This window comes from Pseudomonas koreensis, assembly GCF_012986595.1.
GTDB classification, from domain to species: Bacteria; Pseudomonadota; Gammaproteobacteria; order Pseudomonadales; family Pseudomonadaceae; genus Aquipseudomonas; species Aquipseudomonas koreensis.
This window is the reverse complement of sequence record NZ_JAAQYM010000008.1, coordinates 33,942-51,801: the sequence shown is the minus strand read 5'-3', so window position 1 is coordinate 51,801 and position 17,860 is coordinate 33,942. Positions and strand designations below refer to the sequence as shown.

General features: G+C 60.7%; 12 protein-coding genes. 6 read left to right on the top strand and 6 right to left on the bottom strand.

Annotated elements, in window-relative coordinates:
• Window positions 1–97 precede the first annotated feature (97 nt).
• The 3 genes from HBN98_RS23470 to HBN98_RS23460 form a co-directional block, all read right to left on the bottom strand.
• A complete protein-coding gene (locus HBN98_RS23470) occupies window positions 98–1,342 on the bottom strand; it encodes a lipoprotein-releasing ABC transporter permease subunit (RefSeq protein WP_083368387.1) in 1,245 nt (414 codons plus the stop codon).
• A gap of 63 nt (window positions 1,343–1,405) precedes the next feature.
• A complete protein-coding gene (gene lolD, locus HBN98_RS23465) occupies window positions 1,406–2,089 on the bottom strand; it encodes a lipoprotein-releasing ABC transporter ATP-binding protein LolD (RefSeq protein WP_169844077.1) in 684 nt (227 codons plus the stop codon).
• Between the two features lie 7 nt (window positions 2,090–2,096).
• Entirely contained in the window at window positions 2,097–3,347 is a 1,251-nt protein-coding gene (locus HBN98_RS23460) for a lipoprotein-releasing ABC transporter permease subunit (RefSeq protein WP_083368386.1), read from the bottom strand.
• A gap of 94 nt (window positions 3,348–3,441) precedes the next feature.
• Between HBN98_RS23460 and HBN98_RS23455 the strand changes: the two genes are divergently transcribed.
• Both HBN98_RS23455 and HBN98_RS23450 read left to right on the top strand, forming a co-directional pair.
• Complete coding sequence (locus HBN98_RS23455) at window positions 3,442–4,023, top strand: PilZ domain-containing protein (protein WP_064588423.1); 582 nt, start codon at window positions 3,442–3,444, stop codon at window positions 4,021–4,023.
• Window positions 4,024–4,037: 14 nt separating this feature from the next.
• Window positions 4,038–4,760, top strand: coding sequence for a glycerophosphodiester phosphodiesterase (locus tag HBN98_RS23450; protein ID WP_064588424.1), 723 nt, complete (start codon window positions 4,038–4,040; stop codon window positions 4,758–4,760).
• A gap of 42 nt (window positions 4,761–4,802) precedes the next feature.
• Here the strand turns inward: HBN98_RS23450 and sthA are convergent, their stop codons facing one another.
• Window positions 4,803–6,197: a Si-specific NAD(P)(+) transhydrogenase gene (sthA, locus tag HBN98_RS23445; protein WP_064117858.1), complete on the bottom strand. Its 1,395-nt coding sequence runs from the start codon at window positions 6,195–6,197 to the stop codon at window positions 4,803–4,805.
• A 197-nt stretch (window positions 6,198–6,394) separates the two neighbouring features.
• The gene (locus tag HBN98_RS23440; RefSeq protein WP_083368385.1) at window positions 6,395–7,381 is read right to left on the bottom strand and encodes an FAD:protein FMN transferase; all 987 of its coding nucleotides are present in this window, start codon (window positions 7,379–7,381) and stop codon (window positions 6,395–6,397) included.
• Between the two features lie 375 nt (window positions 7,382–7,756).
• Between HBN98_RS23440 and tcuC the strand changes: the two genes are divergently transcribed.
• Window positions 7,757–9,058, top strand: coding sequence for an MFS transporter (tcuC, locus tag HBN98_RS23435; protein ID WP_064588426.1), 1,302 nt, complete (start codon window positions 7,757–7,759; stop codon window positions 9,056–9,058).
• A 169-nt stretch (window positions 9,059–9,227) separates the two neighbouring features.
• Here the strand turns inward: tcuC and HBN98_RS23430 are convergent, their stop codons facing one another.
• Window positions 9,228–10,691 (bottom strand): glyceraldehyde-3-phosphate dehydrogenase, encoded by a 1,464-nt coding sequence (locus tag HBN98_RS23430; protein WP_064588427.1) that lies wholly within the window; start codon window positions 10,689–10,691, stop codon window positions 9,228–9,230.
• 354 nt (window positions 10,692–11,045) lie between these two features.
• On the opposite strand from HBN98_RS23430, the gene mfd reads away from it, so the two are divergent.
• Genes mfd through HBN98_RS23415 form a run of 3 tightly spaced genes read left to right on the top strand, consistent with a single transcriptional unit; the run spans window position 11,046 to window position 17,774 of the window.
• Entirely contained in the window at window positions 11,046–14,495 is a 3,450-nt protein-coding gene (mfd, locus tag HBN98_RS23425) for a transcription-repair coupling factor (RefSeq protein WP_083368384.1), read from the top strand.
• A gap of 10 nt (window positions 14,496–14,505) precedes the next feature.
• Window positions 14,506–15,072, top strand: a complete 567-nt coding sequence (locus tag HBN98_RS23420) for a CsiV family protein (RefSeq protein ID WP_083368383.1) — start codon at window positions 14,506–14,508, stop codon at window positions 15,070–15,072.
• A gap of 11 nt (window positions 15,073–15,083) precedes the next feature.
• Window positions 15,084–17,774 (top strand): DEAD/DEAH box helicase, encoded by a 2,691-nt coding sequence (locus HBN98_RS23415; RefSeq protein ID WP_083368382.1) that lies wholly within the window; start codon window positions 15,084–15,086, stop codon window positions 17,772–17,774.
• The last annotated feature ends 86 nt before the right edge of the window (window positions 17,775–17,860 follow it).

The window sequence follows — 17,860 nt, the reverse complement described above, 5'->3', positions numbered from 1 at the left end:
ACCGTTCGTTGCGGGCCCATCGCGAGCAGGCTCACTCCTACAGGGAAATGCATTCCAACTGTAGGAGTGAGCCTGCTCGCGATGGCGGTAATGGAGCTTACGAATATCTCAAGGCGTGAGCCGGCTCGATCTTCGCCGCCCGCAACGCCGGGTACACCGTCGCCAGGAAGCTCAGGATAAAGCCCGCCGAGCAGATCAACAGCACGTCCCCGCCCTGCAACTCCGAGGGCAGGTTGCTGACGAAATACACGTCGGAACTGAAGATGTGCTGCCCGGTAACGCGCTCGACCCAGCCGACCATTTCACTGACGTTCAGCGCGGCGATCACGCCGAGCACGCCGCCGATAACGGTGCCGACAATCCCGATCACCGTGCCCTGCACCATGAAGATCGCCATGATCTGCCGTGGCGTCGCGCCGATGGTGCGCAGGATCGCGATGTCCGCGCCCTTGTCGTTCACCACCATGATCAACGTGGCGATGATGTTGAACGCCGCCACCGCGACGATCATCAGCAACAGCAGGCCGATCATGGTTTTTTCCATTTTCATCGCGCTGAACAGGCTGCCCTGGGTGTGGGTCCAGTCGTCAGCCTTGAACTCGGCGCCCAGGCCTGCGGCGATGTCCGAGGAGACTTTCGGTGCGGCGTACAGGTCCTTGACCGCCAGGCGCACGCTCTGCACCTGATTCGGCTGCCAGTGCTGCATGGTTGCCGCGTCAGCCACGTGGATCAGGCCCATGGAACCGTCCAGTTCGGCACCGACCTTGAACACACCGACCACGTTCAGACGCTGCATGCGCGGAGTGATGCCGCCCGGTGCGGTGCTGACTTCCGGCACGATCAGGGTGATCTTGTCGCCGACGTTGAGGCGGAAGCGGCGCGCGGTGATTTCACCGATCACCACGCCGAACTCTCCCGGTTTCAGGTCATCGAGACGGCCCTGCACGATGTGCTGGGCGACGATCGACGCCTTGCCTTCCTGGGCCGGGTCGACCCCACTGATCTGGATCGGCTGCATCAAGCCCTTGTAGGAGAGCATGCCTTCCATCTCGGTGAACGGCACGGCGGCGGTCACTTCAGGATTTTTCAGCGCGGCGGCGGCCACTGGCTGCCAGTCATCAATCGGCTTTACGCCAACGATGGTCGCGTGCGGCACCATGCCGAGGATGCGCGAGCTCATCTCGCGCTGGAAGCCGTTCATCACCGACAGCACCACGATCATCGCCAGCACGCCGAGGGCGAGCCCGATCATCGAGGTCATCGAGATGAACGAAACAAAGCGATTGCGGCGCTTGGCGCGGGTATAGCGCGTGCCGATAAAGATCGATAACGGTCTGAACATTCGCTGGGGCACCGTATAAAAATAAAAGACCCGATGCTTTTTCAGGCATCGGGTTTCAAGCCGTCAGATAGGCGTCAGGCAACCTTCCTGCAGGTGCAGAACGCGGTCCATCTGGCGAGCCAGGTTCATGTCGTGAGTCACCACCAGGAACGCCGTGCGCATCGAAGTGCTGAGTTCCAGCATCAAGTCCTGAATGCCTTGGGCGGTGTGGGAGTCGAGGTTGCCGGTCGGCTCGTCGAGCATCACCAGGCCAGGCTTGTTGACCAGTGCACGGGCGATGGCCACACGCTGACGCTCACCACCGGACAGTTCGGCCGGTTTGTGTTCCAGACGATGGCCCAGGCCGACTCGCTCCAGCAACGCGGTGGCGCGCTGACGCGCTTCCGGGATCGGCGTCTTGCCGATCAACAGCGGCATGCAGACGTTCTCCAGCGCAGTGAATTCCGGCAGCAAGTGGTGGAACTGGTAAACGAAGCCCAGTGAGCGGTTACGCAGCAGGCCGCGCTTCTTCTCGCTGAGGGCGGAGAGTTCTTCGCCGTCGAGCCAGACGCTGCCCTTGGTCGGCGTATCAAGGCCGCCCAACAGGTTGAGCAAAGTACTTTTGCCCGAACCCGAGGTGCCGACAATCGCCACACGCTCGCCTGGATGCAGTTCCAGCTGCAGGCCGGCCAGTACTTCTACCGATTCCGGGCCTTCCTCGTAGGATTTGCCCAGGTTGCGGCAGCTCAAGATTGCTTTTTCACTCATGCCCGACTCACTCATAACGTAGCGCCTCCGCCGGCTGGGTGCGCGCGGCACGCCAGGCGGGATACAGGGTGGCGAGAAAACTCAGGACCAACGCAGCGGCGCAGACCATGATCACATCCTGGCTCTGCACCTGCGACGGAAGATAATCAATGAAATACACGTCAGCATTAAGGAATTTGTGGCCGATCAGGCCTTCCAGTGCCGAAATCGCGGCGCTGACGTTAAGCGCAGCGAATATCCCCACCACGGCACCAATCGCCGTGCCGACCACGCCGATCACCGTGCCCTGGACCATGAACGTGCGCATGATCGTTCCCGGCGTAGCGCCGAGGGTGCGCAGAATGGCGATGTCGCTCTTCTTGTCGTTCACCACCATCACCAGCGTGGAAATGATGTTGAACGCAGCCACCGCGACGATCAGCAGCAACAGCAGACCGATCATGGCTTTTTCCATACGGATCGCCTGATACAGGTTGCCGTGGGTGCGTGTCCAGTCGCGGGCGTAGTAATGGTCTTCGCCAAGCTGCTGGGCGATGGTCCAGGCCACGCGCGGCGCCTGGAACAGATCATCGAACTTCAACCGGATGCCCTGCACCTGATCAGGCTTCCAGCGGTGCATCTTCGCCAGATCCTGCAGGTTGGTGACGCCCAGATAGCCGTCCAGCTCACCGGCGCCGACATGGAAGATTCCGACCACGGTAAAGCGTTTCATGCGCGGGAACATCCCGGCCGGGGTCACGCTGACTTCCGGCGCGACGAAGGTGACCTTGTCACCGAGGCCGACGCCAAGCTTGGTCGCGGCCTTGTCGCCGATGACGATGCCAAAACTGCCCGGCGTCAGGTCGTCGAGTTTGCCCTGCTTCATGAAGTTGTCGATGATCGACACATTGCGTTCGAGCGCAGGGTTGATGGCGTTGAGCAACACCTTGGACACCTGGCCATTATTGGTCAGCAAACCCTGCATCTGGGTGAACGGCGCAACGGCCGTCACCTCCGGGTTGCGTTTGACCTTGGCGGCCAGGCTTTGCCAATCGTTGATCGGTTCGCCGGACTCAAGGGTCGCGTGGGGCACCATGCCCAGCACGCGGGTGCGCATCTCATGATCGAAGCCGTTCATCACCGATAGCACCACGATCATCACGATCACGCCGAGGGCGAGCCCGATCATCGAAGTCAGGGAAATGAATGACACAAAATGATTGCGACGTTTTGCACGGGTATAACGCGTGCCGATAAATACGAAGAGAGGTCTGAACATGTCGGGGCTTGTTCGGAGGGAAAAGGAACGTCCTTGTGGCGGGGGTCGATAACCAGCTTTACACTCAGACCACCGCCGCTACCATGGGTTCGCCATGTCGACATTAGATGAAGAAGATCGCCGCGAATACTACCGTATCGAGGACACGATCGCACTGGAAATTCGGCCCCTGTCCGCTCCCGAAGCCGCAGGCCAGGAAGTGTTGCAGGATGCTTCCCCGCTGTTCAACCTGCTCAGCGAACTGCACCTGAGCGAATTCGAATCGCAGCACCTGCTGCGCCAGATCAGTGAGCGCGACCGGGCCATCGCCGCGTTCCTCAAATCCCAGAACAAGCGCATCGATCTGCTCAGCCAAGTGGTCGCCCTGACCGTGCTCGGCCACATCGGCGAGCCGCAACCGGTGATCATCTCCGAAGGCGGGATCGATTTTCAGCACCCGACCGCGCTCGCCCCCGGCGCGCACCTGTCGGTCAAACTGGTGCTGATGCCTCAGGCACTGGGCCTGCTGCTGCGCGCCCGCGTGACCCATTGCGACCGCAAGGGCGACGGCTACGACGTCGGCACCGAGTTCGAACACTTGACCGACGCCCAGCGCCAGTTGCTCGCCCGTTATATCTTGCAAAAGCAGGCCCAGGAACGACGCCTGGCCCGCGAACAGAACGAATCCGGCATTTAAATTAAGGAAGCACCGTGACCCTCATCTACGGCCACCGCGGCGCCAAGGGCGAAGCACCGGAAAACACCCTGACCAGCTTTCAGGAATGTCTCAAACACGGCGTACGCCGTTGTGAACTGGATCTGCACCTGTCCAAGGACGGCGAGCTGATGGTGATCCACGACCCGACCCTCAAGCGCACCACCGACCGGCGTGGCAAGGTAGTCGAGCACACCGCCGCCGAACTGGTGACCTACGACGCGCGCAAGGGCGGCCCGGGCTGGATCAAGCCGTGCCCGATTCCAACGCTGGAAGAACTGTTCGAGAAGTGTGATTTCGAGCACTGGCAGCTGGAAGTCAAAAGTGCCTCGCGCACCCGCGCGGCAACCACCGTGCTGGCAATTCGCGAAATGGCCCAGCGTCATGGCCTGCTGGACAAGATCACCATCACCTCGAGTTCACGGGAAGTGCTGAAAGCGGCGCTGGACCTGGTGCCGGACGTGTCGCGGGGACTGGTGGCCGAATACGCCTGGCTCGACCCGTTGAAGGTCGCGGCCAGCTATGGCTGTGAGATTCTGGCGTTGAACTGGACGCTGTGTACGCCGGAACGCCTGCAGAAGGCGCAGCGTCAGGGGCTGCATGTGTCGGTGTGGACCGTCAACGAGCCTGCGCTGATGCGCAGACTCGCCGACTTCGGCGTTGACAGCCTGATTACAGACTTTCCCGGTTTGGCCACTGCCACGCTCGAGAATTGCTGAAATCGGTCTCCCCGGCCGGCTCAGGCCACCGGCCGGAGCCCGTCAAAAAAGCCGGTTGAGGCCGTCGTACGCCGCTACCCGATAGGCTTCGGCCATGGTCGGGTAGTTGAACGTGGTGTTGACGAAATACTTCAGGGTGTTCAGCTCACCCGGCTGGCTCATGATCGCCTGACCGATGTGCACGATCTCCGACGCCTGATAACCGAAGCAGTGAACGCCCAACACTTCCAGGGTTTCACGGTGGAACAGGATCTTCAGCATGCCTTGGGGCTCACCGGCGATCTGTGCACGCGCCATACTCTTGAAGAACGCCTTGCCCACTTCGTACGGCACTTTGGCCTGGGTCAGTTCCTGCTCGTTCTTGCCGATCGAGCTGATCTCCGGAATGGTGTAGATGCCGGTCGGCACGTCATTCACAAAGCGCCAGCTACCGTTATCGACAATGCTGCCGGCGGCCGAACGACCCTGGTCGTGGGCGGCACTGGCCAGGCTCGGCCAGCCGATCACGTCGCCGGCACCGTAGATGTTCGGCACGCAGGTACGGTAAGCCTCGTCGACTTCAATCTGACCACGGCTGTTGACCTTGACCCCGATGTTTTCCAGACCGAGCTGGTCGGTGTTGCCGGTACGGCCGTTGCACCAGAGCAAGGCGTCGGCCTTGATCTTCTTGCCGGATTTGAGGTGCAGGATCACGCCGTTGTCCACGCCTTCGACACGATCGTAATCTTCGTTGTGGCGCACGGTGATGTTGTTGTTGCTGAAGTGGTAGCTCAACGCCTGGGAGATTTCCGAGTCGAGGAAGCTCAGCAACTGACCGCGGTTGTCCACCAGCTCGACCAGTACACCCAGACCGCTGAAGATCGAGGCGTATTCGCAGCCGATCACGCCAGCGCCGTAGACGATCAGTTTGCGTGGGGTGTGGCCGAGGCTGAGGATGGTGTCGCTATCGTAGATACGCGGGTGGTGGAAATCGATGTCCGCCGGGCGATACGGGCGCGAACCGGTGGCGATGATGATGTGCTTGGCCACCAGCTTCTCGACCACACCGTTGGCGCAGACCACTTCGATGGTTTGCTCGTCAGCGAAGCTGCCCGTGCCGAAGAACACGTCGACGCGGTTACGGGCGTAGTAGCCGGTACGCGAAGCGACTTGTTTGGAAATGACTTTCTCGGCGCTTTTCAACACGTCCGGGAAGGAGAACCAGCGCGGCTCGCCGATCGCCCGGAACATCGGGTTGGTGTTGAACTGCATGATCTGCCGGACCGAGTGACGCAGGGCCTTGGACGGGATGGTTCCCAGGTGGGTGCAGTTACCGCCGACCTGACGACGGCTGTCGACCATGGCGACCTTGCGCCCTGCTTTGGCGGCGTTCATTGCCGCGCCTTCTCCCGCCGGGCCGGAACCCAACACCACCACGTCGTAGTTGTAGACAGCCATGCGTACTCCTCAGAACAGGCCGCGGTGCCAGCAGCACCGGCGGCTAAATCACGCCGAATCGCGGCGCGAAGGAACAATTGGGGGCCAGTAAAGAACCCGGACACAGTCTATAGAAGCGTCAACGCCGCGCACATTAACCCTTGGTCGCGTCGTAGGCTACTTTTGCCTGCACTACAACGCCAGCTTTCGTACTGTTCTCAGTCAACTTTTGCGCCACTGAGGCGCTCGAAAGCCGCACTGGTGCGGACAACGAAACCTGTATCGGCACGAATCACAAAGAATGCACCAATCTCATGTTTTTCCGCATAGTCCCAGGCCCTTTCAGGCCCGAGAATCAGCAACAGCGTCGATAGTCCATCGGCCATCAACGCTGAAGGATGAATCACCGTGACCGACGCCAGGTTGTGTAGGACCGGCGCCCCGCTGTGTGCATCGAAGGTGTGGGAATAGCGCCGACCGTCCTGCAGGAAATAGTTACGGTAATCACCGGAGGTGGAAACACCGTAGCCGTCGACACTGATGACACGCTCGGCCACCTGCTGATCTTCACGTGGCTCCTCCAGCGCAATGCGCCATGCCGAGCCGTCGAGTTTTTTGCCCTTGGCCTTGAGCTCGCCCGTGGCTTCGGCGAGGTAATCGTGGATGCCCATGGCTTCGAGTCGGACGGCAATGGTGTCGACGGCGTAACCGGCGGCGATGCTGTTGAAGTCGACTTCGACAGCGGCGTCCTTGCACAAGCGATCACCGTCGACATGCAAATGGCGGTAGCCAACCCGTTGCAGGGTTTCAGCCAGTGCCGCGGGGCTGGGGACTTTTTCTTCGCGGCCTTGCGGGCCGAAGCCCCACAGGTTCATCAGTGGTTCGACGGTCAGGTCGTAGGAGCCTGAGCTTTGCTCTGACAGTTGTTCGCCAACCCGAACCAGTTCGAGCACGGCAGCAGGCATCGTCTGACAGCTGTTCGCCGGCAAGGCATTGAAGCGTTCGATGTCGGAATCACTGCGATAGGTCGACAGCTGGCGGTCGACATCGGTGAGGATTTTTTCCACTTCCAGCTGGACCTGCGCAGCCTCGGGAAGACCGGCGTGGCGCACGTACTTGATCGAATAGGTGCTGCCCATGGTCGGGCCGCCGAAGCTTTCCATGGCGTCGCCGTTGCCGCAGCCGAACAAGACACCCATCAGCATCAAAAGGCCAATCAGCCTCCTTTCAGACAAATCACCTACTCCCCACACAAAGTTGAAGATTATGCGCCAGAACCTGTAGGAGCTGCCGAGCGAAACGAGGCTGCGATCTTTTGATCCTGATCTTTTAAATCAAGATCAGGATCAAGAGTTCGCAGCGTGCCGCAGCTCAGGTTTTTCATTCGCTTCGTAGCCACGTGCTGGCCTTTGTAATGGCTATATCGTTTAAGCAGTGCCCTAACCAGTTGTTGCCTAACGATCTTTATACACATATGGTTACAAAACTGTTCACGGGTACTGCCTGAGTTTGCCGCGTGACGGCGAGGACGTGTCTAGATCAGGGATTTCCAATAAGACAGCCAACAGAGAGTACGACCAATGTCCTCCACCACGGGCAAAGGCAAAGCGATTTTTCGCGTTGTCAGCGGCAATTTTCTCGAGATGTTCGACTTTATGGTCTATGGCTTCTACGCCACGGCCATCGCCAAAACCTTCTTCCCGGCCGACAGCGCCTTCGCTTCTCTGATGCTCTCCCTGGCAACGTTCGGTGCCGGCTTCCTGATGCGTCCGCTGGGGGCAATCTTCCTCGGCGCCTACATTGACCGGCATGGTCGCCGTAAAGGTCTGATCATTACCCTGGCGCTGATGGCGGCCGGTACGATCCTCATCGCCTGTGTGCCGGGCTATGCCACGCTGGGTGTCGCTGCACCGCTGATCGTGCTGTTCGGCCGCTTGCTCCAAGGCTTCTCGGCCGGCGTCGAGCTGGGCGGGGTTTCGGTGTATCTGGCGGAAATCGCCACGCCGGGCCGCAAGGGCTTTTTCGTCAGTTGGCAGTCTGCCAGTCAACAAGCGGCGGTGGTGTTTGCCGGCCTGCTCGGCGTTGGCCTCAATCACTGGCTGAGCCCGGAGCAAATGGGTGACTGGGGCTGGCGCGTGCCGTTCCTGATCGGCTGCATGATCGTTCCGGTGATCTTCATCATTCGGCGTTCGCTGGAGGAAACCCCGGAATTCCAGGCGCGCAAGCATCGCCCTACCCTGCGGGAAATCGTCCGTTCGATCGGTCAGAATTTTGGCATCGTCATCGCCGGCATGGCGCTGGTGGTGATGACCACGGTTTCGTTCTACCTGATCACCGCCTACACCCCGACCTTCGGCAAGGCTGAACTGCATCTGTCGGATTTCGACGCGCTGCTGGTGACCGTGTGCATCGGCCTGTCGAACTTCTTCTGGCTGCCGGTGATGGGCGCTGTATCCGACAAGATCGGGCGTAAACCCCTACTGCTGGCAGCGACCATTCTGGCAATCCTCACCGCTTACCCGGCGCTGTCGTGGCTGGTGGCGAATCCGAGCTTCAGTCATCTGCTGATCGTCGAGCTGTGGCTGTCGTTCCTGTATGGCTCGTACAACGGGGCGATGGTGGTGGCCCTGACCGAAATCATGCCGGTGGAAGTGCGCACCACCGGGTTCTCGCTGGCCTACAGCCTGGCAACCGCGACCTTCGGTGGGTTTACGCCGGCGGCGTGCACGTATCTGATCCACGTGCTGGACAACAAGGCTGCGCCGGGGATCTGGCTCAGCGGTGCGGCGGTGCTGGGGTTGATTGCGACGCTGGTGCTGTTCCGTGGCAACAAGCATGAGCTGCGTACTGCGCAGGCTTCGATAGTTGGCGGCGCCCGCTGAATAGCCATCGCGAGCAGGCTCACTCCTACAGGGGACTTGTGGCGTTCACGCGCCTTCGGTAGGAGTGAGCCTGCTCGCGATGAGGCCGGTACAGGCAATAGAGATTGACCAGCCACACAAACAAAAACGCCCCGACCAAAGTCGGGGCGTTTTCATTTGCAGCGAGTGCTTAGCGCGGGAATGCTGGCGGGTTTACACCGGCCATGTCTTCCATCACGCGAACAACCTGGCAGCTGTAGCCAAACTCGTTGTCGTACCAGACGTACAGAACAACGCGGTTATCCTGAACGATGGTCGCTTCAGCGTCGACCACACCGGCGTGACGCGAACCCACGAAGTCAGTGGACACCACTTCCTGCGAGTTGACGAAGTCGATTTGCTTGTGCAGATCGGAGTGCAGCGCCATGTAGCGCAGGTACTCGTTCATCTCTTCACGGGTGGCGGCTTTCTCGAGGTTCAGGTTGAGAATGGCCATCGACACGTTTGGCGTCGGAACGCGGATCGCGTTACCGGTCAGCTTGCCGGCCAGCTCAGGCAGGGCCTTGGCAGCAGCGGTGGCAGCACCGGTCTCGGTAATGACCATGTTCAGCGCGGCCGAACGGCCACGGCGATCGCCCTTGTGGAAGTTGTCGATCAGGTTCTGGTCGTTGGTGTACGAGTGAACGGTTTCGACGTGACCGTTGATGATGCCGAACTTGTCATTCACAGCCTTCAGCACCGGCACGATGGCGTTGGTGGTGCAGGAAGCGGCGGACACGATCTTGTCGTCAGCGGTGATTTCGTTGTGGTTGATACCGTGAACGATGTTCTTCAGCTTGCCTTTGCCAGGCGCGGTCAGAACAACGCGGGCGACACCCGGGCATTGCAGGTGCTGACCCAGGCCATCGGCGTCACGCCATACACCGGTGTTGTCCACCAGCAGCGCGTCTTTGATGCCGTACTGGGTGTAATCCACCTCGGTCGGGTTCTTCGCGTAGATCACCTGGATCAGGTTACCGTTGGCGGTGATGGTGTTGTTTTCTTCGTCGATGGTAATGGTGCCGTTGAACGAACCGTGTACCGAATCGCGACGCAGCAGGCTGGCGCGTTTAGTCAGGTCGTTTTCGGCGCCTTTGCGCACGACGATGGCACGCAGACGCAGACCGTCGCCACCACCGGTTTTCTCGATCAGGATGCGCGCCAGCAGACGGCCGATACGACCGAAGCCGTACAGCACAACGTCAGTGCCTTTGCGGGCCGATGCGTTTTGCTGGCCAACCACGTCAGCCATTTCTTCACGCACGAACTGCTCGGCGCTGCGGCCGTTGCCTTCATTGCGGAATTTGAACGCCAACTTGCCCAGGTCTACCGAAGCCGCGCCGAGCTTGAGCTCGCTCATGGCTTTCAGCAGAGGGAATGTTTCGTGGACGGAGAGTTCGCTGTCGTCGGAGGAACGATGGCGAGCAAAGCGGTGCGCTTTGAGAATCGCGATGACAGACTGGTTGATCAGGCTGCGGCCATAGATCGAGCTCACCACGTTATTGTTGCGGTAGAGCTGACCGATAAGCGGAATCATCGCTTCTGCGAGTGCTTCACGGTCGATCCATTCACCAAGACACTGGTCGGGCTTCTGAGTCACGGGAACCTTCCACATGTAGGGGCAGAAAAAAGGGGCTACATTATGCCGCCGAGAACCTCTTGTAGCAATGCGCGCTTGTCGCGCAATCGGTAACAAAATTCCGTTCAAAAAAATTACGCCTCGCGCCAGCCCAGTAAAACCGGGGCTTTCAGCGCAGTCAATTTTTCGACGACTGTTAGACGATGTCTGTAACCCTCCGTAACACCAGTCGATTTCGGCACTACATAACCGTAAAAAAAGTGCTCGTTTTTATGGTTACCACTACATTTCGCGCAAACCGCGAAGATAGACGCAGTCTGCAACTGACAGGCGGCACCGGACGCCGCTACAATTACCGACTTTGTCGCAAAGCCTGGAGCTCAACCTTCCGTGCCCGTTCTGCGTCTACCGCTTCTCCCTGCTGCGGCAGGTAAACAGCATTGGGGCAACCTGCCCGGTGCTGCCCTGAGTCTCGCGATTGCCGAGGCTGCCAGCGCTGCCAAGCGCTTCACCCTGCTACTGACCGCCGACAGCCAGAGTGCCGAACGGCTGGAACAGGAGCTGAGTTTCTTCGCCCCGGATTTGCCCGTTCTGCATTTTCCCGACTGGGAAACCCTGCCCTACGATCTGTTCTCGCCGCATCAGGACATCATTTCCCAGCGCATCGCCAGCTTATACAGGCTGCCCGAGCTGGTGCATGGCGTGCTGGTGGTGCCGATCACCACCGCCCTGCACCGCCTGGCGCCGACCAAATTCCTGCTCGGCAGCAGTCTGGTACTGGATGTCGGGCAGAAGCTCGACGTCGAGCAGATGCGCTCGCGGCTTGAGGCCAGCGGCTATCGCTACGTCGATACGGTCTACGAGCATGGCGAGTTCACCGTGCGCGGTGCACTGATCGACCTGTTCCCGATGGGCAGCAAACTGCCGTATCGGATTGACCTGTTCGACGACGAAATCGAAACCCTGCGCACCTTCGACCCGGAAAACCAGCGCTCCATCGACAAGGTCGATTCGGTCAAGCTGCTGCCGGCCCGTGAGTTCCCGCTGCAGAAAGATGCGGTGACCCGCTTCAAGGCGCGTTTCCGCGAACGTTTCGATGTCGACTTCCGGCGCTGCCCGATCTTCCAGGACCTGAGCAGCGGGATTACCCCGGCCGGTATCGAGTACTACCTGCCGCTGTTCTTCGACGAAACCTCGACCCTGTTCGATTACCTGCCACAGGACACTCAGGTGTTCTCGTTGCCGGGCATCGAGCAAGCGGCGGAAAACTTCTGGAACGACGTGCGCAATCGCTACGAAGAACGCCGCGTCGATCCATCGCGTCCTTTATTGCCGCCCGCTGAATTGTTCCTGCCGGTGGAAGACTGTTTTGCCCGCCTCAAGAGCTGGCCGCGCGTGGTCGCCAGCCAGCAGGACGTAGAAAGCGGCGCCGGCCGTGAGCGCTTCCCGGCGCAGACGCTGCCGAATCTGGCGATCGAAGCCAAGGCCACACAACCGCTGGCAGCACTTTCGGCATTCCTCGACGAATTCCCCGGGCGCGTGCTGTTCACCGCCGAATCGGCGGGCCGTCGCGAAGTCCTGCTGGAGCTGCTGGAACGCCTGAAGCTGCGCCCGAAAACCGTCGACAGTTGGCCGGACTTCGTCAGCAGCAAGGATCGCCTGGCGATCACCATTGCCCCGCTCGACGAAGGCTTGATGCTCGACGACCCGGCGCTGGCGCTGGTGGCCGAGAGCCCGCTGTTCGGTCAGCGGGTCATGCAACGTCGCCGCCGGGAAAAACGCGCCGACGCCAACAACGATGCGGTGATCAAGAACCTCACCGAGCTGCGCGAAGGTGCACCGGTAGTGCACATCGACCACGGGGTCGGACGCTATCTGGGCCTGACGATTCTGGAAATCGACAATCAGGCGGCCGAATTCCTTACCCTGGAATATGCCGAGAACGCCAAGCTCTATGTGCCGGTGGCCAACCTGCACCTGATTGCGCGTTACACCGGCAGCGATGACTCACTGGCGCCACTGCATCGCCTCGGCTCCGAGACCTGGCAGAAAGCCAAGCGCAAAGCCGCCGAACAGGTGCGTGACGTGGCTGCCGAACTGCTCGACATCTATGCCCGTCGCGCGGCTCGCGAAGGCTACGCATTTGCCGACCCGAAAGCCGACTATGCGACGTTCAGTGCCGGCTTCCCGTTCGAAGAAACCCCGGACCAGCAATCGACCATCGAAGCGGTTCGCGAAGACATGCTCGCACCGAAACCGATGGACCGCCTGGTATGCGGCGACGTGGGTTTCGGCAAGACCGAAGTGGCGATGCGCGCCGCCTTCATCGCCGTGCACGGTGGTCGTCAGGTGGCGATTCTGGTGCCGACCACCCTGCTCGCCCAGCAGCACTACAACAGCTTCCGCGACCGCTTCGCCGATTGGCCGGTGACCGTGGAAGTGATGAGCCGCTTCAAGTCGGCCAAGGAAGTCAACGCCGCGATCGCCGACCTGGCGGAAGGCAAGATCGACATCGTCATCGGCACGCACAAACTGCTGTCCGACGATGTGAAGATCAAAAAACTCGGGCTGGTGATCATCGACGAGGAACACCGTTTCGGTGTCCGTCAGAAAGAACAGCTCAAGGCCCTGCGCAGCGAAGTCGACATTCTCACGCTGACCGCCACGCCGATTCCGCGCACGCTGAACATGGCAGTGTCGGGCATGCGTGACCTGTCGATCATCGCCACGCCGCCGGCGCGGCGTCTGTCGGTGCGCACTTTCGTCATGGAGCAGAACAAGAGCACGGTCAAAGAGGCCTTGCTGCGTGAGCTGCTGCGCGGTGGTCAGGTTTACTACCTGCACAACGACGTGAAGACCATCGAGAAATGCGCGGCAGATCTCGCCGAACTGGTGCCGGAAGCGCGGATCGGCATCGGCCACGGGCAGATGCGCGAACGCGAACTCGAACAGGTGATGAGCGACTTTTATCACAAGCGCTTCAACGTGCTGATCGCCTCGACCATCATCGAGACCGGCATCGACGTGCCGAGCGCCAACACCATCATCATCGAGCGCGCCGACAAGTTCGGCCTGGCGCAGCTCCACCAATTGCGCGGGCGGGTCGGTCGCAGCCACCACCAGGCCTACGCCTACCTGCTGACGCCGCCGCGCCAGCAAATCACTTCGGATGCGGAAAAGCGTCTGGAGGCGATCGCCAACACCCAGGACCTCGGTGCCGGTTTCGTCCTGGCGACCAACGATCTGGAAATCCGTGGTGCCGGCGAACTGCTCGGTGACGGTCAGAGCGGTCAGATCCAGGCCGTGGGTTTCACGCTGTATATGGAAATGCTCGAGCGCGCGGTGAAATCGATCCGCAAGGGCGAGCAGCCGAATCTCGATCAACCGCTCGGCGGTGGTCCGGAAGTCAACCTGCGGGTGCCGGCGCTGATTCCGGAAGACTACCTGCCGGATGTGCACGCGCGGCTGATCCTGTACAAGCGCATCGCGTCGGCCACCGACGAGGAAGGCCTGAAGGATCTGCAAGTGGAGATGATCGACCGTTTCGGCCTGTTGCCGGAGCCGACCAAGAACCTGGTGCGCATCACCGCGCTCAAGTTGCAGGCCGAGCAGTTGGGCATCAAGAAGGTCGACGGCGGCCCGCAAGGTGGCCGCATCGAGTTTGCCGCGCAGACGCCGGTTGACCCGATGACCCTGATCAAACTGATCCAGACCCAGCCAAAACGCTACAAATTCGAAGGCGCCACGATGTTCAAGTTCCAGGTGCCGATGGAGCGCCCGGAAGAGCGCTTTAATACTGTAGAGGCGCTGTTCGAGCGCCTCCTCCCGAAAACTGTTTGAAGGACGCCGCATGCGCCTGTTTCGTTCACTGACTTTGCTACTGACCTTGGTAGCACCGATGGCGTTTGCCGATGACACCTACATGGTCGAAATGATTCTGGTGCGGCAGAACGCCGTACCTGCGATCGTCAGCCGCGCCGCGCCGGAAGACTGGGCTGCTGGTGCCCAGCGCCTCGACGCTGCCAGCCAGCGCACGCCGGCCCTGGGTCAAGTCGTCAGCAACCTCAGCACCAGCGGCGAGTACAGCGTGCTGCTGCACAAGGCCTGGCAGCAGACCCTCGGCGAAGCGCCGACCAAGGTCGCCGTCAGCGACGGCCAGGAACAGTTCGGCCAGTTCCCGATCGAGGGCACCCTGGAAATGAAACTGGGACGCTTCACCGATGTGAACGCCGACTTCTGGGTCAATCAGATCGACAGCAATGGCATGGTCACCGCCAGCGAGCGCCTGAAGCAGGACAGCCACACCAAGAACGGCCAACTCAACTATCTCGACAACGGCCACCTGGCGCTGCTGATCAAGATTACCTCCCTGACGGCGCCCGCCCCACGGCAAGCCCCTGAAGCGATTCCGGACTGATCGAAGTCCTTATGTCCCCGCCCCTGAGTAAACCGTTGGCACCCTCCTGGGTCAGCCGATTCAAGGAACAGAGCCTGGAGCGTGGCCGCCGCTACGCCCTGGAGAATCGAGTACGCATTGCCCAGGTCGGCGACGCCACCATCACCGCCAGTTGCGAAGGCTCTGGCGGTAACGTCTACCGTCAGACCATTCATCTGCGCGAGTCAGCCAAAGGCACCCTGCTGCTGGTGGACGCGGCTTGCACCTGCCCGGTGCGCAACAACTGCAAACACTGCGCAGCGGTGCTGCTGCAAGTGCAGGAAACCCTCGAATACCCTGCCGCCGCCAAAGACGCCGAACTGCTGGAAAAGCTCCAGGCCGTCCTCGAGAACCGCAGCCCCAAGGCCCCGCCGCAAGTGCTGGTGGACAACGTGCAACCGCTGCCGCGCCTGTGGCTGGCGAGCGTCGAGTTCAGTGCGTTCGAACCGCGCAACGGCAAGATGCAGCGCTACATCCAGCATCGGGCGGCGCTGTCGTTCAGCTATCTGGATGAATACGTCAGCGGGCAGAAAAACAGCGACATCCTGATCCGCCAGGAAACCCAGACCCTGCGGATAAAACGCCACCCCGATGTGGAACAGTCCTACCGCGAACAGTTACGCATCCTCGGCTTCCGCATCGCCACCCGTCAGAGCAAAGCCCTGCCGGAAAGCGCCGGCGAGCTGTATGAGATGGTCAACGACAGCGCCTGGCTGACGTTCACCCTCAACGAACTGCCGAAGCTGCGCACCCAAGGCTGGGAATTGCAGATCGACGAGGAATTCGGCTTCGATCTGACCGCCGTCGACGACTGGTACGCCACCGTCGAACAGGCGCCGGAGCGCGACTGGTTCGATCTGGAACTGGGGATCATCGTCAACGGCGAACGCCTCAGCCTGCTGCCGATCCTGCTCAACCTGATGCGTTCGCACACGGAAATCCTCAACCCGGAACGCCTGGCGCGCCGACGCGATGACGAGCTGATTCTGGTCAACATCCCGCAACGCAACAGCGAGCACGGACCTCTGCAAGTGGCCCTGCCTCTGGGCCGATTGAAACCGGTCCTGGCGACGCTGGGCGAGTTCTACTTGCAGGAGCCGGGCGAAACCACCCTGCGCCTGAGCAAGGCCGACGCCACACGGCTCAACTCGCTGGAAGGCATTCCACTGCTGTGGGAAGGCGGCGAACAGATCCGCAGCTTCGCCCAACGCCTGCGCGACATCCGTGATTTCACGGCCAAGGCACCGAAGGGCTTGAACGCGACGCTGCGGCCTTATCAGCTCGAGGGGCTGAGCTGGATGCAGTCCTTGCGTCAGCTTGAAGTCGGCGGGATTCTCGCGGACGACATGGGCCTGGGTAAAACCCTACAGACCCTGGCGCATATTCTCAGTGAGAAAGACGCCGGACGCCTGGATCGACCGTGCATGGTGGTGATGCCCACCAGCCTGATCCCGAACTGGCTCGACGAAGCCGCGCACTTCACGCCGCAACTGAAAGTGGTCGCACTGTACGGGGCTGGCCGTAAAAAGCATTTCGACCATCTTGCCGACTTCGACCTGATCCTGACCACCTACGCGCTGCTGCCCAAGGACGTCGAACGTCTGGCACAGCAGCCCCTGCATGTACTGGTGCTGGACGAAGCCCAGTACATCAAGAACCCCAACAGCAAAGCGGCGCAGGCCGCCCGCGAACTCAACGCGCGCCAACGCCTGTGCCTGAGCGGTACGCCGCTGGAAAACCACCTCGGTGAGCTGTGGTCGCTGTTCCACTTCCTGCTGCCCGGCTGGCTCGGCGATGTCAAAAGCTTCAATGCCGACTACCGCGTGCCCATCGAAAAACGCGCCAGCGAAGTCAGACTGCAGCACCTCAATGGGCGGATAAAACCGTTTCTGCTGCGCCGCACCAAGGAACAGGTGGCCACCGAACTGCCGCCGAAGACCGAGATCATTCACTGGGTCGAACTCAACGAAGCCCAGCGCGACGTGTACGAGACCATGCGTCTGGCGATGGACAAGAAAGTCCGCGACGAGATTACCCGTAAGGGTGTGGCGCGCAGTCAGATCATCATTCTTGAAGCCTTGCTCAAGTTGCGGCAGGTCTGCTGCGACCTGCGTCTGGTCAACGACGCCGCCCTGCCCGCTCGCGGCAGCACCTCGGGCAAGCTCGACAGCCTGATGGAAATGCTCGAGGAGCTGTTCGAGGAAGGTCGGCGGATTCTACTGTTCTCGCAGTTCACCTCGATGCTGTCGCTGATCGAAGATGAACTGAAAAAACGCAACGTGGCCTACGCACTGCTGACCGGCCAGACCCGCGATCGACGCACGCCAGTGAAGGAATTCCAGAGCGGCAAGCGTCAGATCTTTCTCATCAGCCTGAAGGCCGGCGGTGTCGGCTTGAACCTGACCGAAGCAGATACGGTGATTCATTACGACCCGTGGTGGAACCCGGCGACCGAGAATCAGGCAACCGACCGTGCTTATCGGATCGGCCAGGAGAAACCGGTGTTCGTCTACAAGATGATTGCCCGGGGCACGGTGGAAGAGAAGATTCAGCACCTGCAGAAAGAAAAGTCCGACTTGGCAGCCGGCGTGCTGGATGGGCGCAAGGCCGGGGACTGGAAACTGCAGAACGATGACATTGAAGCGCTGTTTGCGCCGTTGCCGGACAAGCTCGAGAAGCGTTGAGATCTTGGGTGTCTATTAGATCGTCTTCGCAAGCAGGCTCGCTCCCACAGGGGATTTGTGATTGCCACAGATCCAGTGTGGGAGCG